We start from the raw sequence: 21,890 nt of genomic DNA on the forward strand, positions 1-21,890 counted from the left end.
GGCAACGGCTGACCTTTGGTTGCTGCGTTCCGCTGAGCTCCCCTCGCAAGGACAGTTTATTCGATTACAAATCCCAAACCGTGCTGCGCTGCTGGCGCATGGCGCGCCGCACGTTCATCCAGAATGCCCCGGCGAAATAAAGCACAATGGGCGAGCCAAACGTGAAGAACGATGCGTACACAAACGACAGCCGGACGCTGCGTGTGCTGAAGCCCCATTTCCCGGCCAGGGCCGAGCAGAGGCCGAAAGACTGCGTTTCGAGGTAGTCGGTGAAGCGTTTCATGGGCAATAGCGGCTAGCGAAAAACAGTTTCTCTGGGCTAAGATAAGGCATTTGCCGGGCAAAGGCAACAGCTCTGGTGTAGTTTTGCGCCCCGGATGCCGACTAATTTCGGGACTTCTACGTTTGAAAGGGTAGTTTTTGTTCTCCCACCTCAGGTGTTTTAATGCGTAACTTTTTGCGGCCAGTGGCCCACGGGCTGCTGGCAGCCACCGTATTTTTCTCGGCCTGCACCCTGCCCCGGGTGCTGAAGCAGGCCGAAGCCGGACGCACCGTGGTGGCCCGCCCCGCCGTGCTCACGGCCTCGGGCGAGGCCGTGCCATTTGCCGTAGAAGCTCGCGTACCGGCCCAACACCTGCACAAAGGCGTGGCCTACGAGCTGCTGCTGCGCTACCGCTACGAGCACGGCCTGCGTGAAGACACCCTCGGCCGCATCACTTTCACGTCGGGCAACTTCGTGTACGACGATGAACACAAGGGCCAGCTCTTCGCCACCCAAAAGTTCACCCTGCCCAACACCCCTGGCCGCAACCCCGGCGAACTGCTGGCCCACGCCCAGATGCGCGAGCTGAAAAAGAACGGCAAAATCCTACGCGCCCCCGCCGATGTGCGCGTGGCCCGCGGCATCGCCGACCCCGCCCGCCTCGTGGTGCGCGAAGACACCGCCCTGGCCCTACTGCCCGAGCGCGCCAACAATACCATGGGCGGCACCCGCGTGCTGCCGTTCTTTTTCGACGAGGACAAGTGGTTTATCCGGGGCTACCTGGGCACCAACGTGGCCGCCCTCGAAGACCTGATTGACGCCAACCAACATACCCGGCAGGTGCTCATCATCGCGGGCCACTCGCCCGATTCTACCGATGCTCATAACCGTCTACTGGCCAGCAAGCGCGTGCGAATGCTGCTTTACTACTATAAGCAGCGGGTGAAAAACTTCTCGTATCTCAATAAGAACGAGGAGATTCACTACGACACGCTGGCCTACGTACGCAAGTGGGACACCTTCCTGCAAAAAGTCACGACCTCGGCCCTGAAAGCCGACCAGATTGACTCCGTCGTCACCCTCATCAACGACACCAAGGGCACCTTCGAGCAGAAGGAAAAGGCCCTGCACCGGCTTTCTTCCTTCGATTACATCGAGCAGTACATCTATCCCGTGCTGCGTTTCGGCACCGTGGCCGTGACCTACACCGCCCCTAAGCGCTATGATTCGGAAGTGTACCTGCTCTCGAAAAAGATTGTGGAGAAGCAGGTCGAAACCGACGCACTTACGCCCGAGGAGCTGCGCTATTCAGCCACGCTCACGCCTTTATTAGCTGAAAAGCAGCGCATTTACGAAGTGTCGGCCGCTAACACCAACAGTTGGGAAGCCTTCCACAACCTGGGCGTGGTGCTGCTGATGCGGGCCGAAAAGGAGCCCACCGACAAAATCCAGAAGGCGTACTACCGCCGTGCCGCCGTCAACTTCACGCTGGCCGCCCACCGTAATCCCACCGCTGAGTTCTTCTACCACGCCGCCACCGCCTACCACCGCGCCGGCGACCGCCTCGAAGCCCTCCAGAACTACGACTACGCCATCAAGCTGGGCGGCCCGCGTCCACTGCTGCGCAAAATATTCTCCGACCATGCCGCGCTCGAAATCGAAGTCGGCCAGCCCGACGAAGCCCTGCGCAGCCTGCAATACGCCGGTCCCAGCTATCAGAACGCCCTCAACCGCGCCCTCATCGAAGTGGGCCGCGAGCACTACGAGCTGGCCCGGGAACAGTACCAGCTGGCCCAAACCCTGCGCCCCACGGCCGCCGCGCCCGTTTACGGCTTTGCCGTGGTGGCCGCCCGCCAGCAAAACGAAGCTGCCGTGGGCACCTTCCTCAAGCAAGCCATAACCCTCGACCGCAGCTACGCCCAGCGCGCCGTGGAGGACCTGGAGTTTCAGGATTATGCCCAGGGCAAGGTTTTTCGCGACGCCCTCAAGTAAGCGCCAATTAGCTTTGGCCCAACGCCCGTGCCTGTCGTAGCTTTGCCTATCGGCTGAAAACCGGCTTTACCCTAAAGAAAACCATGCGTCAAATTCAATTCCGTGAGGCCTTGCGCGAGGCCCTGTCCGAGGAAATGCGCCGCGACCCGCGGGTGTTCCTCATGGGCGAAGAAGTGGCCGAGTACAACGGCGCCTACAAAGTAAGCCAGGGCATGCTCGACGAGTTCGGCCCCGAGCGCGTGATTGACACCCCGATTGCTGAGCTGGGCTTCGCCGGCATCGGCGTGGGCGCGGCCGCCAACGGGCTGATTCCCATCATCGAGTTCATGACCTTCAACTTTTCGTTGGTGGCTATCGACCAGGTGATTAATTCGGCCGCCAAGCTTTATTCGATGTCGGGCGGGCAGTACTCCTGCCCCATCGTGTTCCGTGGCCCGACGGGCAACGCCGGCATGCTCAGCAGCCAGCACTCGCAGAATTTCGAGAACTGGTTTGCCAACACGCCCGGCCTGAAAGTAGTGATTCCCTCGAACCCCTACGACGCCAAAGGCCTGCTGAAATCGGCCATCCGCGACCCCGACCCGGTAATTTTCATGGAGTCGGAACTGATGTACGGCGACAAGGGCGAAGTGCCCGAAGAGGAGTACCTGCTCGAAATCGGCAAAGCCAACATCGTGCGCCAGGGCAAGCACGTAACCCTGGTGAGCTTCGGCAAAATGATGAAAATTGCCTACACCGCCGCCGACGAACTGGCCAAGGAAGGCATTGAAGCCGAAGTAATTGACCTGCGCTCGGTGCGCCCGATTGACTACGACACGCTCATCACCTCGGTGAAGAAAACCAACCGCATGGTGGTTATCGAAGAAGCCTGGCCGCTGGCCAGCATCTCGGGCGAGCTGGCCTACATCGTGCAGCGCCGCGCCTTCGACCACCTCGATGCGCCCGTCATCCGCATCACCTGCGCCGACGTGCCCCTGCCTTATGCCCCCACCCTCATTGAAGCCTCGCTGCCCAACGTGGCCCGCGTGGTGAAAGCCGTCAAGGAAGTGACTTACGCCAAGGTGTAAGGCCGAACCGCAATAATCTAAAAGCCCCGTTAGCGAAAGCTAGCGGGGCTTTTTTCGTGCTGATGCAGCCGGCGGCGCTACTCTTGTGGAGCCTCGCTCGGCGGCCGTAGCTGTCCGGCCGTGGCTTCGGATAAGTGCCAGCAGCCCCACAACCAGCCTACCGCTACCGCCATAAATGCTACCCGGCGCACGGGCGCACCCAACCCGCGCCACCCGGCACCCGGCTGCCACATCGTCGCCACTAAAGTCAGCACCAGTAGGTGGAGCGGCAGCAGAAACCGGGTCTCTACGAGCGTCGGGAGCACCAGCAGGCACGGCAGCAGCAGCGCGAGAAGCGTACCCACTACAACCGACTTCCACGCAGCCCGCCGGTTTTTTCGCCACGCGGACAAGGCCAGCCATGTGCCTAGGCCCAGCAGCACGTAGTTCAGCAACCGGAGCGCCGCCTGGCCCGGCGGGTGCAGCTGCCGGGGATAGGGCGTGGGAAACCAGATATCAAGGCCGTTGAACAAGTGGCGCAGGTAGCGCCCGCCGGTGGCAATTGGCTGACGCAGCGCAAACTGCACGTACTGACCGTAGCTACCGAAGCGGTGGCCAGGCTCGCTCGTGAGGGTACGCTGCCCAGCGGAATCCGCGTACACCAGTGAGCGGAAGCTTTCCGGAATCAGGCTGGATTCATAGCGCTGGAAAGCCGTGCCCCAGGTCAGCTGCTTTAAATAGAGCGGCGCGGTGCCGGGCAGCCGGGCCAGCACCAACGGCGTGGGCGTTTGAAAATGCCGCAGGTTGATGAGCAGCTGCGGCAGCCACACCAGCGCCAGCCCGGCCGCCAGTGCCGCGCCGCGCCGCCAGATTGACGAACTGGCGGCCGGCTGAGAATTCTTCAGCAGTAGCCAGAGCAAACCCGGCGCGCTGGCCAGGTAAATGGGCCGGATATTGATGGCCGCCGCCAGCAGCAAGCCCGCTACCGCCGCCCAGCCCCAGCCGCGCCGTGCCAGCGCGGCCAGCCCCAGCAACAGCAGGGCCATTGCAGGCATGTCGCTGAGGGTGAAGTTGAAGTAGTCGCGCCAGAAGATAAACGTGAGCCCGAGCAACACCAGCCAGCGGCTGCCGCTCAGGGCCCGGCCCGTGGCCTGTGCCCACAGCTGCGGCACGGCCACTCCGAAGAGCACCGCCGCCCAGCCCGCCCCCAGCACTTGCGCCCCCGTGAGCATCGACCACCCCGTAAAATGGCACAGCAGCCGCGCCGGCAGCACCAGCAGCGGCCCCAGGTAGCCCCGCAAAGGCGCATCGAAAGCCAGCAGGGAAAAGCCGCCTTTTTGCGTGAATTTCAAGGATAACTCCCAGTATTCGGCCGCGTCAAAGCGGAACTGGCCCACGGTGTAGCCGCTCAGCGGCAGGTAGGCGGCATAGAGGGCCAATACCGCCAGCACCCGCCAGCGGGCGGGCCACGGAGCCGAAAGAAACGATGAAATAGTGGGCATGGATGGCACAAAACTAGGTCCCGACCGGAGCAAACGCACTGCTCTTAATTATCAGGCCAGCCACCGCGCCCGAATCCGGCCACGGAACCAACCAGATTGTTGCCGTACCTTTTACGCCTGCTCTGCCGTAAGGCTCTTTTTCATCCTCCCCACCCGCATGAATCATCGCCTGCACCTCAAATTCGAACAGCTCGAACGGTCCACTGAGCGCCTCCTAGCTTCGGCCGAAGCACTGGGGCCGGACCAGAATACCGCGCCCGCGCCGGGCCAGTGGTCGGCGGTGCAGGTAGTGCATCACCTGTTTTTCATTGAGGAAAATATCCTCAAATACATGCAGAAGAAGCTGCAAGCAGACGAGCTTTTGCCGAAGGTCAGCTTCATCACCCGGCTAAAGGTGCAGTTTGTGCGCCTGATGCTGCGCCTGCCCGGCCTCAGGTTCAAAGCGCCGCGCGGCGTGGCCACGCTCACCGATACCGGCGCGGTGCCCACCCTGCCCGAAATGCGCAAGAACTGGGAAGCCTCGCGCCGCCAGCTGGAGCGGCTGCTCAATGAGTTTCCGAGCCGGCAGCAGAACCGGGCCATCTTTCCGCATCCACGTTCCGGCCGCATCACCATCTATCAGGTAATGGAGCACTTAGTGGACCACCTCCTGCACCACCAACAGCAAATAGCGCGCATCACCAAAGCCCTGCGGCCCGCAGCCGGAGTCCGGGCCGATGCCCAGGCATAGAGCCTGATAAACACAACAGCGAGGCCCCCGAATTGATAATTCGGGGGCCTCGCTGTTGTGTGTTGCTACTTAACCGGCGCTTCGTAGAGCGGCAGCTCGCGGAAGGCCATGGTGAGTTCGGCGGGCGGGGTGGTGAGCTTGCGCTTGTCGAGGTCGAGCCACGCGCCATCCACGGCCACGGTGGCAGCCACGCGGCCATCGGCTTTGTAGATGGTGTGGAGAATGCTCCAACGCGTGCCATCATCGTTCACGCTGCGCAGGCGGCTGTCCACCCGGATTTCTTCGCCGATGTGGATTTCTTTGAGGAAGGTGGTTTCTTCGCGGAACAGGATGGGTCCCAGGCGCAGGCGCGCAAATTCTTTGATGTCGTAGCCCCATTCGGCCAGCAAGACCAGTCGCTGGTCGGCGGCATAGTCCGCATAGGCGGAGTGGCGCATGTGGCCGTTCGGGTCCATGTCGGCCCAGCGGGTGCGGTAGGTAATGGCGTTGGTCAAGATTAAGTTATGAGTTATGAGTTATGAGTTATGAGTTATGAGTTGGCTAGTCAGATTATGGCTGCTGGGTTTCGAATCAGCCAATGTTATTGATAATAATTGACGCATTAATTCCCCATCGGCATGAGGCGCACCAGGTATTGGTCGTTTTCGTCCTCGCTGAGAAATTCGGCGGTGTAGCCGGCAGTTTCGGCCGCGTCGTTGAGTAGGGCGGCATCAACAAACAGCCACGGGAAGGGCTCGCCGGTGCGGCCAGCGTAGCTGAGGGTGTATTCGACTTCGCCGTAGTACGGGCCGTTGAGGTTGATGAGCAGCGCCCCGTCCTCGTCTTCGTAGAGGTAGCGCACGTCGGAGGATGTGGCCAGAATCTGGCCGTCGGGGGCCAGCAGGGTGCGGGCGTGGGCCAAGAATTTGTCGAGGCCATCGAGGGTGCCGGTCAGGCCGAGGCCGTTCATGAGCAGCAGGATGGTGTCGTAGGGCGGCTCGGTGGGCGGCAGCGGGGCGAATAAATCGTGGCGGGCCACGGTCTGTATGCCCCGCTCAGTCATCACTTGCACGGCCCCGGCCGATACATCTACGGCCTTTACGTGCTGGAAACCCCGGTTTTGCAGCTCCAGGCTGTGGCAGCCTGCCCCGGCCCCGAGGTCGAGCACGCGGCCCCGGCTTTCGTCGAGCGCCAGGCGCTCCAGCTCCGGCATCTGGAGCACGGTGCGAAAGAAGTAGGCGGCGGGCAGCGGCTCGTCATCGGCGGCACTGCAATGCACGGTGACGGTGGCGGCGGCAGTGCCGTGGTGGTAGTCGAGCAGGGCCCGGCCCAGCACGTCAGGAGCGGTGGTTGTGGTCATAGAGAATTTAAAAGCGCATTCCGGTCAATCGGGCCGTGCTACGGCCGAGGGGCGAAGCAATTACGCTTCCCAAGCAGGCAAGGGCCAAAATTACCCAAAACTTCGCGCCGCAACCGGGCGTTTGGATACTAATCTCCCGCTCAACCCTTCATCATGCTTCCCGCCAAACTGCGTAAAGGCCAGTTGCCCACCAAAATCTGCGTTACCTGCGGCCGCCCATTCGAGTACCGCAAAAAGTGGCGCGCCAACTGGGACGACGTGAAATACTGCGGCGAAAAATGCCAGCGCAACCGCCCCGCTGCCGGAGCCACCGGCACCAATCCGGCATAGCCGCCCAGCGCGGCCGTATCTTTTGGGGCCGGGGCTGCGTTGAAAAGCCCCTTACTACTTACCAATCTGCTGATTTTCCAGCCGCTTTCCCATGGCCTCCAACCTCGACTATCTGGACCCCGCCCTCATTCCACTCGAAGCAAAGGTTAATTCCTATCTCGAAATGGAAAAAGAGCTCCGCCGTGCCGCGCACGACCCCAACAGCGTCACCCAGCCATCCCAATCCCAACACTCGCCCACCGATTTGGCCCGCCTCGAACAGGAAATTATCGCCCTCCTCCCCACCCGCGACGAATGGGTGAAAGTGAACCTGGGCTACGGCCCCAGCCGCGTAGGCGCATGGCATGTACCCGCCCTCAACGGCCAGCCCGAGCGCTATGAGCTGCGCGTAGTACATTAGGCGCTGCGCTTGACGAAGAATGAGGAATTGACCGTTTGGTACGAAATTCCTCATTAAGCGAAGCGTTTAGTGCCCGGCATCCCAGTCGTAGCCCAGCTCGGCCCAATAATCTTTGGGGCGGGCATCGGCAAAGGCGATGGTGCCGATGCGCTTGAGGTGTTTGATGCCATACTTGAGGGGCGTGACGAGGCGGAGCGGCGCACCGTGTGCGGCAGTGAGGGGCTCCCCGTTCATCTCGTAGCACAGCAGCGTTTGCGGGTGCAGGGCGCTGGCCATGTCGAGGCCAACATAATATAGTTCGTCGGGCGTGAGCATGCCCACGTAGGGGGCGAGGTCGGCGGGCGGGTTCAGCGGGTCGGCAGGGCGGCCGCTGCGGGTGGCCAGCGGGTAACGCGCCAGGAAATCGGAGAGGCGTGCCCCGGCCCAATGCACCACCACGCTCCAGCCTTCAATGCACTTGAGTTCGGTCGTCATCTCCACTTTGGGCAGGGCTTTGATATCGGCCAGGGTAAATTCCTGAATCTTATTGGTGCCGTAGCCTTGCACGCGCATGCGCCAGGTGGCGGGGTCCACTTCGCCATCGAGGCCTACGTCACCGTTTTCGCGGGGCGTTTTGGCGCGGCTGCGGGCAAACTCGGGGGCCAGGCGGGTTTCTTTGAAATAGGCACTGGTGAGTCGGCTATTGGCATTGAGCACCTTGCGCAGCGGACGCGGGATGCCTTCGTCGGCGGGCTGCGAAATCAGCCAATTCCAGCCCCCGATGCCGGCTAAGCCAGCCAGGCCCAGCCCAATAAACGACCGGCGCGAACGGCGGCGGGCCTCAGCCAAAACGGCCGCTTCAGATTGCAGCGGAGCGCCGGGGCCGTCGAGCGGCGCGGGCGCGGAAGAATGGTCAGTCATACCGAAAGCGGCGGTTATTTGGGCGAAAGGGAAGCATCAGCGGCGGGCAGCGCGGTGGGGCCGGCCACTACCTGATGCGTGACAGGGTCGACTTCCTCAAGCTCGAAGCCAGCTACCATGGCGCGGAAATTATTCCAGCCCGCCCGCACCACCTGAGCAATATGCACGATGAAAAACAGCACGTAGCCAATGGTGAGCGCGAAATGAATGATGCGCGCAAACTCATACCCGCCCAGCAACTGCGTGAGCCAGCCAAACTGCGTGGGCTTGTAAATGGCCAGCCCCGTGAGCACCGAGCCCAGCCCCATGATGACGACCGAAGTGTAGGCAATCTGCTGCGCGCCGTTGAACTTGCGCACCGGCAGCGGCTCTTTGTACAGGCCGAGGTCGTGCAGCGTTACCAGCACGGCTTCCTTGAACGAGTGCCGGGTGGGCAGCAAATAGCGCCACTCGCCCGAGAAGATGGTGTAGCCCACGTATAGCAGGCCGTTCAGGAAAAACACCCACATCAGCACAAAGTGCCAGCTCATGCCCTGCGCCAGCTTGTGGTCGACGTGAAAGGCCTCGTAGAACGACTGTGGGAAGAACTTGACCAGCGTGGTCTTGCCCCAGCCCAGACGGTACACGTCGTTGGCCCAGTATATCCACATTCCGCTCCAAATCATGAGGCTGAGAACGGGGAAGTTGACCCAGTGAAACCACCGAATGGCCAGCGGGTGCTTTTCGACAAGCTGCTTCATAAAACCACGATTCGTTATGGAAACCGATGCAAGGTACACCGGGCTCCGGGCCTGCATATCACCCGGCCTGACGCTCGTACCAAGCCATCCTTACAATAATTCTTGCTGCAAAGAAAAAAAAATAGGCTGGTCCCATTGAGGCCAGCCTATCCATACCAAAACACCTTAAAAAACTATTCTTTCACAGAGATGCCAACAAGAACTGCACCAAAAGATTCCGCAGCTTCCACTTTTTTCTAAAGTGCTTCAGTGTAAATACTTTAGAGCTAATACAACCTTAAAATTATCCAGCAAGCGGTTCGTTAACCGTTCCCTATTCTTTGGCGATTCTGGAAGTCAGGCGGGTTTCGCCAACTTCCAGGGTGAGCAGGTACAGGCCGGGGGCAATGGCGGGCAGAACAACGGGCAAAGAGTTAGCACCCAGCCGCACGGCCACGGGCTGCGTGGCCACGGCGCGGCCCAACAGGTCGGTGATGCGCAGCTGGCCGGGGCCGGTAGCGCGGGCCTCAAACGAGAGCGTGAGAGCGGAGTTGAACGGGTTGGGGGCCGTGCCAAAGGTTTCGGCCAGCACGGCGGCGGGCCTGGTGGCCAGCACTGCCTGCAGGTTGCGCGCGCCCCGGTATACTTGCCCCCGGATTTCGCCCGATGGGTTGGCGGCCGTGTGCAGGTTCAGGTAGAAGTTCTCGTTGCGAAAGTCCAACGACCGGGCCGTGGTGAACGGCACGGTGTTGTCGCTTTTCCAGTAGCCGGCGAGGGACGTAGGATTCGTGGCATTGTCGAAGTACGGAATCAGGCTGAATACTACCGGGCCCGCCTGCGCGGCCGTGCCGGTGTGAAAGTGGCCCATGGTGGCCGGGCCGCTCAGGCCACCCCACACGGCCGCGAAACGGGCGTTGGTCTGGTCCCGGTCGATGCTCACAAAACCCACGCCATAGCCGTTGCTAACCACCGGGTTGGGCCGTTCCTGGGCTCCGTTGAGGACGATGGTGTAGCCTTCGCGCGCCAGCCGGATAACCTGGCCCCGGATTTCCCCGTTCGGTTTGGCGGCCGTGGTCAGCACGACATTCATGCCCGTGTTCAGCAGCAGGTTTGCCAAAGCGGGCGTCAGGGTCGGGGCCGCAATCTCGAAGGTGATGACGTTGCCCACGGTGTTGCCCCCGGTGCCGGGTATCACGGGCACTATGCCGACAAGGTTGGCAGCCGTGTTGGCAACGCCCGCGTTGGCGGCGTAAAACCGCAGGTCCACGGGCGGGCCGCTCAGGCCGGTGTAGGCCACCTGCACCCGCACCGTATCGAGAGTACCGACGAGCCGGCCCACAGATACGGCCGAGGCAGCGGTGATGACGCCGGGTACCATTTGCGCCCCGTCGAAGCGGGCGTCCAGGGGTAGCACGCGCCGCTCAAGCAGCACCTGCGCCCGGATTTCGCCCCCAGGGTTGTTGGTTGTGTGAAAGTTGATGTACACCCCGCCCTGCACCAGCGCGGCCAGGAGCGTAGGTGTGAGCATGGGGTTGGCGCCTTGCGACGAAATTTCGCCTTCCAATACGTTGCCCGTGAGAAAAGGCAAGAGGCTCAGGGCCACCGGGGCATTGGTGCCGGGGCCGCCAATGTGGAAGTGCGCGCCGGTGATGGTACCGCTCAGGCCGTTCACCACCACCCGAAATTTCAGGCGCTCCTGGTCCTGGCTCAGGGTGAATACGCCCAGGCCGGAGGCGGTGGTGGCCACGGCGGGCACTTCCTGCGCCCCGCTCAGCACGCCCGCCAGCGCATCATCCGATTCCACCGTGACCTGGCCCCGGATTTCGCCGCCGGGGTTGGCCGCAGTGTGTACGTTCAGGTACACCAGCCCACGTAATAACCGCGCAATGCGCAGAGGCGTCACCTGGGCTCCGGCCAGATAGCCCGACATCCGGTTGCCGCGTACCATGCTGAACAGGTCCACACTCACCGGCGCGCTCACGCCCACCGGACCATCATGAAAGTGTGCGCTCGTAATGGGCCCGCTCAGACCGCTGAAAGCTGCCTGAATAAAAATGGTGTCACGCGTGGCGTTGACGGTGATAGCCGCCACGCCCTGCGCGGTGGTGGCCACGGCGGGCACTTCCTGGGTCCCGCTGAGCCGGGCCGTCAGCAACAGGTGAGGACGCAGGTGGTCGGCCGAAGCCGCCAGCGGGGCGGCCAGCAAGGCCGCAGCGGCCAACGAACGAAGTAGCTTTTTAAACATGGGGGCTGGGATGAAGTGGTTGGATTGATGAAAGGCGGAAAAAGCCGGCAGCCTGGCCTGCTTCTCTAACTCGGAGCCGACAGCCGCCAGGTTGCCTGATATACCTGGGGTTTCTCAGTTACCAAGTAAGCTCAGAATTCGCCACAATGTTTTAATGACTCCCGGCAATAAGCCGCTAACGGCCAATGCTGTACTGCCGCGTCACCCCGCTCCCGAGCCGGCTTTCAAACGCGCTGAATCAGCACGCGAGAACCCAAAAAAAGCCCTGACGAATCGCCAGGGCTTTTTTGGTGACTAGCATGCGAAGGATTTCCGCGTTCGCGGGCTTAGCGCATCATTCCGCCGGGGCCCCCTTTGCCCATCCCGCCCATCATCTTGGCCATCTGGGCCATGCCGCCCTTGGTCTGGCTCATTTTGTTCATGGTTCGCATCATTTTGCGCATGTCCTCAAACTGCTTCATCAGCGCGTTTACCTGCTGAATGTCAGTGCCCGAGCCTTTGGCCAGACGCTTCTTGCGCGAGCCATTGATGAGGTCAGGATTGGCCCGCTCCTGCTTGGTCATGCTCTTGATGATGGCCTCAACCGGCTTGAAGGCGTCGTCATCGATTTCCACGTCCTTCATAGCCTTGCTCATGCCCGGAATCATGCCCATCAAATCCTTGATGTTGCCCATCTTCTTGATTTGCTCCAATTGCGAGAGAAAATCGTCGAAGTTGAACTGGTTCTTCCGGATTTTGGCGTTGATGCGCTTGGCCTCGTCCTCATCAAACTGCATTTGCGCCCGTTCCACCAGCGAAATCACGTCGCCCATGCCCAGGATACGCTGGGCCATGCGGTCGGGGTAGAACAGGTCGAGCGCGTCCATCTTCTCGCCGGTTGAGATGAACTTGATGGGTTTTTCCACCACGGCCCGGATGCTGAGGGCCGCGCCACCGCGCGAGTCGCCGTCGAGCTTGGTGAGCACCACGCCGTCGAAATTGAGACGGTCGTTGAAGGTTTTCGCGGTGTTCACGGCGTCCTGGCCGGTCATCGAGTCCACCACAAACAGCGTTTCACTGGGGTTGATGGCCGCCTTCACGGCCTCAATCTCGCGCATCATCTGCTCGTCCACGGCCAAGCGGCCGGCGGTGTCGATGATGACTACTTTCTTGCCGTTTTTGCGAGCGTACTCAATGGCGTTGCGTGAGATTTCGACGGGGTTCTTGTTCTCGACTTCCGAGTACACTTCCACGCCAATCTGCTCGCCGAGCACCTTCAGCTGGTCGATAGCGGCCGGGCGATACACGTCGCAGGCCACCAATAACACGTTGCGACCCTGCTTCTTAACGTAGCTGGCCAGCTTACCGGCGAAGGTGGTTTTGCCCGAGCCCTGCAGGCCCGAGAGCAGAATCACGGCCGGGTCGCCCTTGATGGTGATGTCCTTTTTCTCGCCGCCCATGAGCTCGGTGAGCTCATCGTAGACGATTTTGACCATGAGCTGGCCCGGCGAAACGGCCGTGAGCACGTCGCGGCCCATGGCAGCCTCTTTAATCTTGTCGGTTACATCCTTGGCAACCTTGTAGTTAACGTCGGCATCAACCAGCGCCCGGCGGATTTCCTTGATGGTGGCCGCGACGTTGATTTCGGAGATGCTGCCCTGGCCCTTGAGGGTTTTAATGGCCCGGTCGAGCTTGGTGGAGAGATTATCGAACATTGAATCGCTGATTTAGCGCTGATTGAACTGATTACGCTGATTAGGTGCGGGACGGCCCCTCGGAATCAGGCTGCAACGGAACCCCAAAAGTAACCATAAAAGGCCGAAAACCGGCAGCGGGCGTACCTTCGCGGCCCGCTTTCTGTTTTCGGTTGCTGTGTCATCATCCCGCCCTCTGCGCCTGCTCGTTATCACTTACTATTGGCCGCCGTCGGGCGGGGCCGGCGTGCAGCGCTGCCTCAAGTTTGTGAAGCACCTGGGCCATTTCAACGTGGAGCCCACCGTGATAACTGTGGCCGTGGACCAGGCCACCTACCCCGTGCTCGATGAAAGCCTAATGTCTGAAGTGCCAGATAATGTGCGCGTTATCCGCACCAAAACCTCGGAGCCGTTCGAGAGCTACAAGAAGCTGACGGGCCGGGCCGTGCCCTACGGTGGTTTCGCCAACGAGGGCAAGCCGGGCCTGATGCAGAAGGCGTTGCGTTTCGTGCGCGGCAACCTGTTTATCCCGGACCCGCGCCGGGGCTGGAACCGACACGCCCTGGCCGCCGTGGAGCAGCTGCTGGCCGCCGGCGAGCAGTTCGACGCCGTGCTCACGTCCTCGCCGCCGCACTCCACCCAACTCATCGGGCTGGAGCTGAAGCGCCGCCACGGCTTGCGCTGGCTGGCCGACCTGCGCGACCCCTGGACGGACATTTATTATTATAAAGACCTGCACCACACGCCGCTGGCCGCCTGGCTGGATGCGCGTTACGAGCGCCGCGTGCTGACCGAGGCCGATGCCGTGCTGGTGACCTCACCCGAAACCAAGCGGCTATTTGCGGCCAAGCTGCCGGCGGTGCCGGCCGCTAAGTTCCACATATTGCCTAATGGCTACGACGAGTCGGATTTTCGCCAGCCCGCGCAGCCGCCCACCGATTGCCTGCGCATCACCCACACCGGCACCATCACCGAGCTATACCACATCAACCGCCTGCTGGAAGCCGTAGCCGCCTGCGCCGCCGCCAACCCCGATGTGCCCTTGCGGCTGCGCTTCGTAGGGCAGGTATCGGCCCAGCTGCGCGGGCAGATTGAGCTGGCCGGCCTGCTATCGCTCACCGAATTCATCGGCTTCGTGCCGCACGACAAGTCGGTGGAATACCTGCTGAGTTCTTCTGTACTTTTAATGGCCATTCCGGACGTGCCGCGCAATTTCGGCATTCTGCCCGGCAAGGTATTCGAGTATCTGGCCGCCAATAAGCCCATCCTCTGCGTTGGCCCCGCCGGCTCTGATGCCGACAACCTGCTCCAGGAATGCGGCGCGGGCCAGGCCCTGCCCTACGAAGATACCGCGCTGATGCGCGATACGCTGGAGGCGATGGTAGCCCGGTGGCGCATCAACTCCAACCTGGATTTGCCGGCCGTGAGCCATTCGCGGTATTCGCGGCGGGCGTTGGCGGGGGAATTGGCGGTGATTGTGAAACCTGACAGGAATTAAGCTGGAAGCCACTTACTTTGGCTTCATTTTCCATTTTATTCTCACCTTTCATTTTTTATGGCAACACGTTTCTACCACGTTAAAATTGCGGGATTAACACTGCTACCCTATTTGCTGCTGCTGTCGGCGGCGGCGCAGCCCACTATCACTGCCGTTTCGCCGACCGCCAACCAAAAGGCGGCGGTTCGGACCTCGCCGGTAACTGTTCGCTTCAGCCAGTCGCTTGTGGCTGGTTCGGAGGCGGCCCTGAAGGTTTTCAGCAGCCAGCGCGGCGGGTTGCGGACAAACAACAGTGGCACCACCACTCTCAACAACGACCAACTAACGTTTGCTCCGGGTTCCGATTTCCGGCCGGGCGAAACCGTGCGTGTGGGCATAACCACGGCGGCCCGTAGCAGCGCCGGGGCACTGGCCACGCCGCGCCTGTTCCAGTTTACGGCGGCGGCAACCGGCGGCTATGGTACCTTTAGCGGCGGTTCGGACCCCAACGTTGGCGTTAGTCCTTATAATGTGACCGTGGCCGACGTGGACAACGACGGCGACCTGGACCTGCTATCACCCACTTTCAGCGGCTCCTCGGTAAGCGTGCGGCTCAACAATGGCAGCGGTAGCTTCAGCGGCGGGTCGAACCCCAATGTGGGGAGCCAGCCCCGCAGCGTGACCACGGCTGATATCGATAGTGATGGCGACCTAGACTTATTGACGGCTAACTATAACGCCAACTCTGTGAGTGTGCGCTTCAACAATGGAAGTGGCCTTTTCAGTGGCGGCACCGACTATACGGTAGGTAGCCAGCCCCAGAGCGTGACCACGGCGGACCTGGATGGCGATGGCGACCTCGATTTCCTGGTGGCTAATGGAGCCAGCGACAACGCAATGGTGCGAATGAACGACGGGGCGGGCAACTTCAGCGGCGGCTCAACCATTAACGTCGGTACGCTGCCCTTCAATATTCAAACCGGCGACGTGGATAGCGATGGCGACCTCGACCTGTTGACGGCCAACTGGGGCACTTTCAGCAATACGGTCAGTATCCGATTGAATAACGGCAATGGCACCTTCACCGGCGGGTCGGACCCGATATTGGATAGCCGCCCGCGGTGGGTGGCGCTGGGTGACCTCGACGGGGATGGCGACCTGGATTTGATGAGCGCCAACTTCGGCAGCAACAACGCCAGCGTGCGTTTCAACAATGGCAGTGGCGGCTTTGGGGGCGGGACCGAATATTCGACCGGGGCCGGCCCCACCAGCATTACCGCCGCCGACCTCGACGGGGATGCCGACCTGGACATGGTCGTGGTTAACTTTAATTCGGGTAATGTCACTATCCGTTTGAACAACGGGACTGGCATTTTTGGTAGCAGCAGCATCGTGTTGGTGGGCACCAACCCCAATGGCGTGGCGGCGGCCGACGTCGACAACGACGGCGACCTGGATTTCCTGGCGGCAAACTTTGCTAGTTCAACGATTAGCGTCCGGCTTAATCAGCTTTCGGCGCTGCCTGACCTTGTGGTGAGCACTCCGCAAGACGTGAATGGCACTTACGGCAACGTCACCATAACCGGCCCGGCCACCGGCGGGGCGGGCACGGCCACCCTCACCGGCGGCCTCACGGTGGTGGGCACTATCACGATTCAGGATGGTGGCACGCTGCTGACCAACTGCCAGCCGCTCACGGGCACGGGCAACTTTGTGCTGGCGACGGGCGGCACCCTGGGCATCTGCGACGCGGCGGGGATTGAGGCCACGGGCAACGTCGGCTCGGTGCAAGTGACGGGCTCCCGCAGCTTCAGCAACGATGCCAGCTACATTTATAACGGTACCGTGGCCCAAGTGACCGGCGGGGCGCTGCCCGGCCAGGTTCGCAACCTGACCACCACCAATGCCAATACCGTGACCCTGAACACGGCCGAAACCGTGATGCAGGTACTCACGGTGGGCGGGGCCGGTAACATCGTGCTCAATGGCCAGCGCCTGACGCTGCCCTCGGGGGCCGTCGGCACGGCTTTGGCGGTGAACAGCAGCACGGGCGTAGTGCAAGGCAGCACGGCCTTTGTGCAGCGCTACCTCGACCCCAGCGTGAACAATGCCCTGGGTTACCGGCATTACAGTTCACCCGTGGCCGCCACTACGGTGGCTGATTTGGCAACCTCGGGCTTTATGCCGGTACTGAACGACACCTACAATACCTCGCCCACGCCGGGGCTGGTGAAGCCGTTCCCCACGGTGTATGGCTACGACCAGGGCCGTCTGGCCACGCTGACCAACACCTCCAGCACCTTTGATAAGGGCTGGTTTTCGCCGGTAAGCACCACCGATGCGCTGATTCCGGGCCGCGGCTACACCGTGAATATTATGGCTTCGGAAACCGTTGATTTCAATGGCAACCTCAACACCGGTGACCTGACCGTGCCGCTGGCCCGCAACACGGGCACCACGGCCGCCGATGCAGGCTGGGCCTTCGTGGGCAACCCCTACCCCGCGCCCCTCGACTGGAGCCTGGTTAGCAGTACCGACCGACCCAACCTCGACGCGGCCATGTACGTGTTCGAAAGCAGCAGCCAATACCAGGGTAATTACCGCGCCTATACCAACGGCATGGGCGGCAACCCGCTCATTGGCAGTAGCCAGGGCTTTTTCGTGCGCGTGAGCGCGGGCCAGTCGGCGGGCAGCCTCACGTTCCGCAACGCCCAGCGCGTGACCAGCTACACCGCGCAGGTGCCCGTGCGCCGGAGCACGGCCGATGCCCGCCCGCTGGTGGAGCTGGCGCTGCAAGGCACGACCGGCCCGGCCGATGCCCTGTTTGTATACGCTGAAACCGGGGCCACTCCCGGCCTCGATTCGCAGTACGATGCCGTGAAGCTGCTCAACTCCAGCGGCCTGAACCTGGGGGCGCTGGCCGTGGGCAGCCCGGCCCAGGCCATTGCGGGCCTGCCCCAGTTCACCACTGCCACGGCAGTGCCGCTGAGTATTGGCGTACCCGCCGCGGGTAGCTACACGTTGCGCGCCGGGCAATTGCTCAACCTGCCCACCGGCCTGGATGCTTACCTGGTCGATGCCCAGACCAACCAGCAAATCAACCTGCGCCGGCAGGCCAGCTATTCATTCACGGTGACCGCGCAGCAAGCCACGCAGGCGCAGGTAGGACGCTTTGAGTTGCGGTTTGGTCCCGCGGCTGGCCCGTTAGCCACCAGCACGGCATTTGCGGCGGCCGATGTGGTGCTTTATCCCAACCCAGCCCACGCTACTTTCTCGGTGCTGGTTCCGAAGATGGCCGCCGGCACTCCCGCGCAAGCAACCCTGTTCAATAGCCTGGGCCAGCAGGTTCGGGGCAATATTCAACTCTCGGCCAGCGGCACGGCCACCACTGTTGACGTAGCTGACTTGGCCAAAGGCGTGTACACGCTGCGTATTCAGTTGGGTACGGCTTCCATCGCCAAGCGAGTGGTGGTGGAATAAAACCCTCTCTCATATCACCCCAAAAAGGCTTTCCAGGCTTCTGGAAAGCCTTTTTAGTTTTCTATTACGTTGAGTAGTCGCGCAAAAACGACCGTCATGCAGCGCGCGGCGCAGCATCTTGCCCACATCGCTAAACAATTGATTTACTGTTGCAGTCAAGATACTGTGCTCTGATATGACAACCTTTTACTCATTTACTTTTGCGTGATTACTTAAATCATTTCTTCCGAAGCCTGTCGGTCAAATCATCGGCCAGCTGCTGGCTAAACACTGCGCTGGCTGCCCGTTGCAGGTGGTTGCCATCAGTGGTGGCGTAGGGCTGGGCGCTATAATCGAAGTAAGGCAATACGAAGTCGGTGGCCAACCGGCGCATTTGCTGGTCGAAGTCGGGCTGATAAACCTGCTCCAGTTGCAGCAATGCCGGCCCCACGGGCAGGCGAACCAGCACCACGCGGCCGTGCGGTTTGAGGAATTCGATGGTTTGACGTAGCGCCAGCAGGCGGCCTTCGGACAGGTGCTGACTGGCGGCCAGCCGGCGATAGTCCTGCAACTTACGGGCGGTGCGGGCGCGCACCTGGGCGCTGTCGGTGCCGATGTTGACTTCGAGCCAGCCGTCGGGGTGCAGGCGCTCGGTGGTGGTGGCGTAGTCGAGGGGCAGGCGGTAGAGCGGCTTGGTCTGGTAGCGGGTGAGGTAGGGCAGGTTGGGGTTCTGGCTGACCTGGTGCAGCTGGCCGATGAAGGACTGGTCTTCCGGAAACACACCTTCTGGCCCGGTGAGCGACAGCGACCACGGGTCCACGGCAATGATGAACAGACCGTGGCGCACCTCGGGCCGCAGCTTGCGCCGGATGCTGGCCAGGTAGGCCGGGCCGTAAGGCGAGTGCGTGAGCGTGAACGCATAGTTCAGCAGCGGCCCCTCAAACTGCCCGCCCAGCCGCGCCGCCAACACCGCCGGCCGGATGCCCTGCGCCGCCCGCGACGTGCCCAGAATGAGCGAGCCGGCCAGCGGGCTCGTGAAGCGGCCATAGAACGCATCGACCCCGCCCCGCAGTACCACCGGGGCCAGCAGCGTAGCGCCCAACAGGCCCGCCCCGGCCAGCAGCCCCAGGCGCAGCAGCAACTTTGCAACGGCAGTTCGGACAGGCATTTTCAAAACTGAAAGTAGATGAACGAAGTGCTGTTGAAAATACCCAGGTAGAGAATGAGCAGGGCCAGACCCACGTAGCCCACCCAGCGCGTAGCGAAGGGCTGCGCGACCAGCCACGCCTGCGGACTGCGCTGGCTGGAGAAGTATTCTACCAATAGCATTAGGCCCACGCCGAGGGCGGCCACGGCCAGTTCGGGGCGGTAGTGCTGGGAAAAATCGAGCAGCAGCGTGGCTAGCTGCCGGCCGTGCAGGTTCTGCCAGCCACTGAACAGATGCCGGCTGATGAATAGGGCATCACTTAGCGTATTGGCCCGGAAGAATATCCAGGCGTAGGCCACCAGCCCGAACGTGATGAGTACGCCCAAGGTCCGTCGAAGGGACGGGTGTTGCGCCAGCCCCGTGAGTTGCGCCAGCCGCTCGCGCCAGGGCCGCGCCCAGGTACTGAGTACCAGGTACACGCCGTGCAAGCCACCCCAAACCAGAAATGTCCAGTTGGCCCCGTGCCAGAGGCCGCTGATGAAGAACACCGCCAGCAAATTCCCATACGCCCGAAACTGCCCTACCCGGCTGCCACCCAGCGGGATATACAGGTAATCCCGGAACCAGCTCGACAACGACATGTGCCACCGCCGCCAGAACTCCGGCACCGAGGCCGACTGGTAGGGCTGCCGGAAATTGAGGTTGAAATCGAAGCCCAGCACCCGGGCGGCACCGCGCGCCATATCAGTATAGCCCGAAAAGTCGCCGTAAATCTGGAAGGTGAAGGCCAGCGTGGCCAGCACCAGCAGCGGCCCTTCGGGGTGCTGGCGCGGGCTGTTGAACACGGGGTTGACGAGCAGGGCCAGCCGGTCGGCCACCACTACTTTTTTAAATAAGCCCCAGGCCATGAGGCGCAGCCCGCTCACGATGCGGGCGTAATCGAACGCATGCGTGCGCCGGAACTGCGGCAGCATGTGCCCGCCGCGCTCGATTGGCCCGGCGACCAGCTGCGGAAAAAACGCCACGAACAGCGCAAACCGCCCGAAATTCCGCTCTGCCGCCAGCCGGCCCTGGTACACATCAATGATGTAACCCACCGACTGAAACGTGTAGAACGACACCCCTACCGGCAGCAGCAGCCCCAGCGCCGGCCCCGTGCCGAAGGGCAGGTGCAATGCGCTGGCCACCTCGCTGATGCCATCCCGAAAAAAGTTGAAGTACTTGAATATGAACAGCGTACCAAGGTTGCTGGCCAGGCTGAGGTAGAGCCACGGTCGCCGTTGCGCCTTGGTGGGCAGCTGGCTCATGCGGTAGCCGCTGTAGTAGTCGAGCAGCGTGGTGGCCAGTAGCAGCAGCGCATACACGGCCCGCCAGCTCATGTAGAAGTAGTAGCTGGCCAGCAGCAGCAGGGTATTGCGCCAGCGCGGCGGCAAGCCATAGTACAGCCCGACGACTACCGGGAAAAAGACGAGGAAATGAAGGGAATTAAATAGCATTCGCAACGCGAAAGTAGCGCCGAAGGGAAATGTAGCCTGGACTCTGCGAGTCCGGGCCTGGTATCGCCCGCCCCGCCCTGACCCGGACTCGCAGAGTCCAGGCTACATTTTACCTACTTTTGCAGTCCTGATTTCGGCTTAACAATTTTCATGGCTCTCGACCTCAACCACAAATCCATCCTCGTTACGGGTGGCACCGGCTCCTTCGGCAAACAATTCGTCCGCACCGTTTTCGAACAATTTCCGCTGGTGAAGCGCCTCGTGGTGTTCTCGCGCGATGAGCTGAAGCAGTATGAGATGAGCCAGGAATTCAGCCCGGCCAAATACCCGGCCATTCGCTATTTCATTGGCGATGTGCGCGATGGCGAGCGCCTGCACCGCGCCTGCGAAGGCATCGACATCGTGATTCACGCCGCCGCCCTCAAGCAGGTGCCCGCCGCCGAGTATAACCCGATGGAGTGCATCAAGACCAATATTTTCGGGGCTGAAAACGTGATTAACGCCGCCCTCGACTGCGGCGTGAAGGACGTGGTGGCCCTGAGCACCGACAAGGCCGCCGCCCCCATCAACCTCTACGGCGCGACCAAGCTGTGCTCGGATAAGCTCTTTGTGGCGGCCAACAACATGAAGGGCAAGCGCGACCTGCGCTTTTCGGTGGTGCGCTACGGCAACGTAATCGGCTCGCGCGGCTCGGTGGTGCCGTTCTTTTTGCAGCAGCGCCACACCGGCGTGCTGCCCATCACCCACCCCGACATGACGCGCTTCAACATCTCGCTCGAAGAAGGCGTGGATTTGGTACTGTATGCGCTGGAACACGCCTGGGGCGGCGAGATTTTCGTGCCAAAAATTCCTTCCTACAAAATCACGGAAGTGGCCCGCGCCATCGGCCCGGAGTGCGAGCAGAAAATCGTGGGCATCCGCCCCGGCGAGAAGCTACACGAGGCCATGATTACCGAAACCGACGCCCTAAGCACTGTCGAGCTGGACCGCTACTACGTCATCCTGCCCTCGATGCCCACTTGGGACGTGGATAAGTTCATTGCAGAATTCGACGGCAAGCGCGTGCCGCTGGGCTTCCAGTACGACTCGTTCAACAACGAGGAATGGCTGAGCGCGGAGCAGATTCGGGACGAAATCCGCCTGCATGTCGACCCCGAGTTTGCGGTATAGCAG

At 61.6% G+C, this 21,890-nt stretch carries 18 protein-coding genes; 8 read left to right on the forward strand and 10 right to left on the reverse strand.

Going from position 1 to position 21,890, the window contains the following annotated elements:
* Positions 1-64: 64 nt before the first annotated feature.
* Complete coding sequence (locus ACVWYF_RS02690) at positions 65-283, reverse strand: PspC domain-containing protein (RefSeq protein ID WP_168674221.1); 219 nt, start codon at positions 281-283, stop codon at positions 65-67.
* Positions 284-445: 162 nt separating this feature from the next.
* On the opposite strand from ACVWYF_RS02690, the gene ACVWYF_RS02695 reads away from it, so the two are divergent.
* Positions 446-2,254: a hypothetical protein gene (locus ACVWYF_RS02695; RefSeq protein WP_457064344.1), complete on the forward strand. Its 1,809-nt coding sequence runs from the start codon at positions 446-448 to the stop codon at positions 2,252-2,254.
* A gap of 83 nt (positions 2,255-2,337) precedes the next feature.
* Positions 2,338-3,321, forward strand: a complete 984-nt coding sequence (locus ACVWYF_RS02700) for a pyruvate dehydrogenase complex E1 component subunit beta (protein ID WP_457064346.1) — start codon at positions 2,338-2,340, stop codon at positions 3,319-3,321.
* 77 nt (positions 3,322-3,398) lie between these two features.
* Here the strand turns inward: ACVWYF_RS02700 and ACVWYF_RS02705 are convergent, their stop codons facing one another.
* Entirely contained in the window at positions 3,399-4,802 is a 1,404-nt protein-coding gene (locus ACVWYF_RS02705) for a hypothetical protein (RefSeq protein ID WP_457064348.1), read from the reverse strand.
* Between the two features lie 157 nt (positions 4,803-4,959).
* Here ACVWYF_RS02705 and ACVWYF_RS02710 point away from each other — a divergent pair, with 157 nt between their 5' ends.
* The gene (locus tag ACVWYF_RS02710) at positions 4,960-5,532 is read left to right on the forward strand and encodes a DinB family protein (RefSeq protein WP_457064350.1); all 573 of its coding nucleotides are present in this window, start codon (positions 4,960-4,962) and stop codon (positions 5,530-5,532) included.
* A 65-nt stretch (positions 5,533-5,597) separates the two neighbouring features.
* Here the strand turns inward: ACVWYF_RS02710 and ACVWYF_RS02715 are convergent, their stop codons facing one another.
* Positions 5,598-6,026 carry a thioesterase family protein gene (locus tag ACVWYF_RS02715; protein WP_457064352.1) on the reverse strand — a complete coding sequence of 143 codons (429 nt, stop codon included), beginning with the start codon at positions 6,024-6,026 and terminating at the stop codon, positions 5,598-5,600.
* A gap of 107 nt (positions 6,027-6,133) precedes the next feature.
* Positions 6,134-6,871 carry a class I SAM-dependent methyltransferase gene (locus ACVWYF_RS02720; RefSeq protein ID WP_457064354.1) on the reverse strand — a complete coding sequence of 246 codons (738 nt, stop codon included), beginning with the start codon at positions 6,869-6,871 and terminating at the stop codon, positions 6,134-6,136.
* Positions 6,872-7,024: 153 nt separating this feature from the next.
* Here ACVWYF_RS02720 and ACVWYF_RS02725 point away from each other — a divergent pair, with 153 nt between their 5' ends.
* Together ACVWYF_RS02725 and ACVWYF_RS02730 are read left to right on the forward strand one after the other, a co-directional pair.
* Entirely contained in the window at positions 7,025-7,201 is a 177-nt protein-coding gene (locus ACVWYF_RS02725) for a DUF2256 domain-containing protein (RefSeq protein WP_457064356.1), read from the forward strand.
* Between the two features lie 91 nt (positions 7,202-7,292).
* On the forward strand, positions 7,293-7,601 hold the full coding sequence (locus tag ACVWYF_RS02730) for a hypothetical protein (RefSeq protein WP_457064358.1): 309 nt from the start codon (positions 7,293-7,295) through the stop codon (positions 7,599-7,601).
* Positions 7,602-7,667: 66 nt separating this feature from the next.
* On the opposite strand, the gene ACVWYF_RS02735 is transcribed toward ACVWYF_RS02730, so the two are convergent.
* The 4 genes from ACVWYF_RS02735 to ffh all read right to left on the reverse strand — a co-directional run bounded on the left by ACVWYF_RS02735 (position 7,668) and on the right by ffh (position 13,159).
* Positions 7,668-8,501, reverse strand: coding sequence for a molybdopterin-dependent oxidoreductase (locus ACVWYF_RS02735; RefSeq protein WP_457064360.1), 834 nt, complete (start codon positions 8,499-8,501; stop codon positions 7,668-7,670).
* A gap of 14 nt (positions 8,502-8,515) precedes the next feature.
* A complete protein-coding gene (locus ACVWYF_RS02740; RefSeq protein WP_457064362.1) occupies positions 8,516-9,241 on the reverse strand; it encodes a cytochrome b/b6 domain-containing protein in 726 nt (241 codons plus the stop codon).
* Positions 9,242-9,554: 313 nt separating this feature from the next.
* Entirely contained in the window at positions 9,555-11,465 is a 1,911-nt protein-coding gene (locus ACVWYF_RS02745) for a CHRD domain-containing protein (RefSeq protein ID WP_457064364.1), read from the reverse strand.
* A 326-nt stretch (positions 11,466-11,791) separates the two neighbouring features.
* Positions 11,792-13,159, reverse strand: coding sequence for a signal recognition particle protein (gene ffh / locus ACVWYF_RS02750; protein WP_457064366.1), 1,368 nt, complete (start codon positions 13,157-13,159; stop codon positions 11,792-11,794).
* A gap of 157 nt (positions 13,160-13,316) precedes the next feature.
* On the opposite strand from ffh, the gene ACVWYF_RS02755 reads away from it, so the two are divergent.
* Together ACVWYF_RS02755 and ACVWYF_RS02760 are read left to right on the forward strand one after the other, a co-directional pair.
* Positions 13,317-14,636 carry a glycosyltransferase family 4 protein gene (locus ACVWYF_RS02755; RefSeq protein ID WP_457064368.1) on the forward strand — a complete coding sequence of 440 codons (1,320 nt, stop codon included), beginning with the start codon at positions 13,317-13,319 and terminating at the stop codon, positions 14,634-14,636.
* A 57-nt stretch (positions 14,637-14,693) separates the two neighbouring features.
* A complete protein-coding gene (locus ACVWYF_RS02760) occupies positions 14,694-18,095 on the forward strand; it encodes an FG-GAP-like repeat-containing protein (RefSeq protein WP_457064370.1) in 3,402 nt (1,133 codons plus the stop codon).
* 217 nt (positions 18,096-18,312) lie between these two features.
* Here the strand turns inward: ACVWYF_RS02760 and ACVWYF_RS02765 are convergent, their stop codons facing one another.
* A complete protein-coding gene (locus ACVWYF_RS02765) occupies positions 18,313-19,242 on the reverse strand; it encodes a hypothetical protein (protein WP_457064372.1) in 930 nt (309 codons plus the stop codon).
* 2 nt (positions 19,243-19,244) lie between these two features.
* A complete protein-coding gene (locus ACVWYF_RS02770) occupies positions 19,245-20,717 on the reverse strand; it encodes an MBOAT family O-acyltransferase (RefSeq protein ID WP_457064374.1) in 1,473 nt (490 codons plus the stop codon).
* 150 nt (positions 20,718-20,867) lie between these two features.
* On the opposite strand from ACVWYF_RS02770, the gene pseB reads away from it, so the two are divergent.
* Positions 20,868-21,887 carry a UDP-N-acetylglucosamine 4,6-dehydratase (inverting) gene (gene pseB / locus ACVWYF_RS02775; RefSeq protein ID WP_457064376.1) on the forward strand — a complete coding sequence of 340 codons (1,020 nt, stop codon included), beginning with the start codon at positions 20,868-20,870 and terminating at the stop codon, positions 21,885-21,887.
* Positions 21,888-21,890: the final 3 nt, after the last annotated feature.

The sequence above is a fragment of the Hymenobacter sp. UYAg731 genome (assembly GCF_054061335.1).

Excerpts from the sequence above, each read along its gene's own strand:
- ACVWYF_RS02730 (WP_457064358.1), top strand. The coding sequence starts at position 7,293 with ATGGCCTCCAACCTCGACTATCTGGACCCCGCCCTCATTCCACTCGAA.
- ACVWYF_RS02745 (WP_457064364.1), bottom strand. The coding sequence starts at position 11,465 with ATGTTTAAAAAGCTACTTCGTTCGTTGGCCGCTGCGGCCTTGCTGGCC.
- ACVWYF_RS02770 (WP_457064374.1), bottom strand. The coding sequence starts at position 20,717 with ATGCTATTTAATTCCCTTCATTTCCTCGTCTTTTTCCCGGTAGTCGTC.
- ACVWYF_RS02735 (WP_457064360.1), bottom strand. The coding sequence starts at position 8,501 with ATGACTGACCATTCTTCCGCGCCCGCGCCGCTCGACGGCCCCGGCGCT.
- ffh (WP_457064366.1), bottom strand. The coding sequence starts at position 13,159 with ATGTTCGATAATCTCTCCACCAAGCTCGACCGGGCCATTAAAACCCTC.
- ACVWYF_RS02765 (WP_457064372.1), bottom strand. The coding sequence starts at position 19,242 with ATGCCTGTCCGAACTGCCGTTGCAAAGTTGCTGCTGCGCCTGGGGCTG.
- ACVWYF_RS02740 (WP_457064362.1), bottom strand. The coding sequence starts at position 9,241 with ATGAAGCAGCTTGTCGAAAAGCACCCGCTGGCCATTCGGTGGTTTCAC.
- ACVWYF_RS02710 (WP_457064350.1), top strand. The coding sequence starts at position 4,960 with ATGAATCATCGCCTGCACCTCAAATTCGAACAGCTCGAACGGTCCACT.
- ACVWYF_RS02690 (WP_168674221.1), bottom strand. The coding sequence starts at position 283 with ATGAAACGCTTCACCGACTACCTCGAAACGCAGTCTTTCGGCCTCTGC.
- ACVWYF_RS02705 (WP_457064348.1), bottom strand. The coding sequence starts at position 4,802 with ATGCCCACTATTTCATCGTTTCTTTCGGCTCCGTGGCCCGCCCGCTGG.
- ACVWYF_RS02760 (WP_457064370.1), top strand. The coding sequence starts at position 14,694 with ATGGCAACACGTTTCTACCACGTTAAAATTGCGGGATTAACACTGCTA.
- ACVWYF_RS02725 (WP_457064356.1), top strand. The coding sequence starts at position 7,025 with ATGCTTCCCGCCAAACTGCGTAAAGGCCAGTTGCCCACCAAAATCTGC.
- ACVWYF_RS02700 (WP_457064346.1), top strand. The coding sequence starts at position 2,338 with ATGCGTCAAATTCAATTCCGTGAGGCCTTGCGCGAGGCCCTGTCCGAG.
- ACVWYF_RS02720 (WP_457064354.1), bottom strand. The coding sequence starts at position 6,871 with ATGACCACAACCACCGCTCCTGACGTGCTGGGCCGGGCCCTGCTCGAC.
- ACVWYF_RS02695 (WP_457064344.1), top strand. The coding sequence starts at position 446 with ATGCGTAACTTTTTGCGGCCAGTGGCCCACGGGCTGCTGGCAGCCACC.
- pseB (WP_457064376.1), top strand. The coding sequence starts at position 20,868 with ATGGCTCTCGACCTCAACCACAAATCCATCCTCGTTACGGGTGGCACC.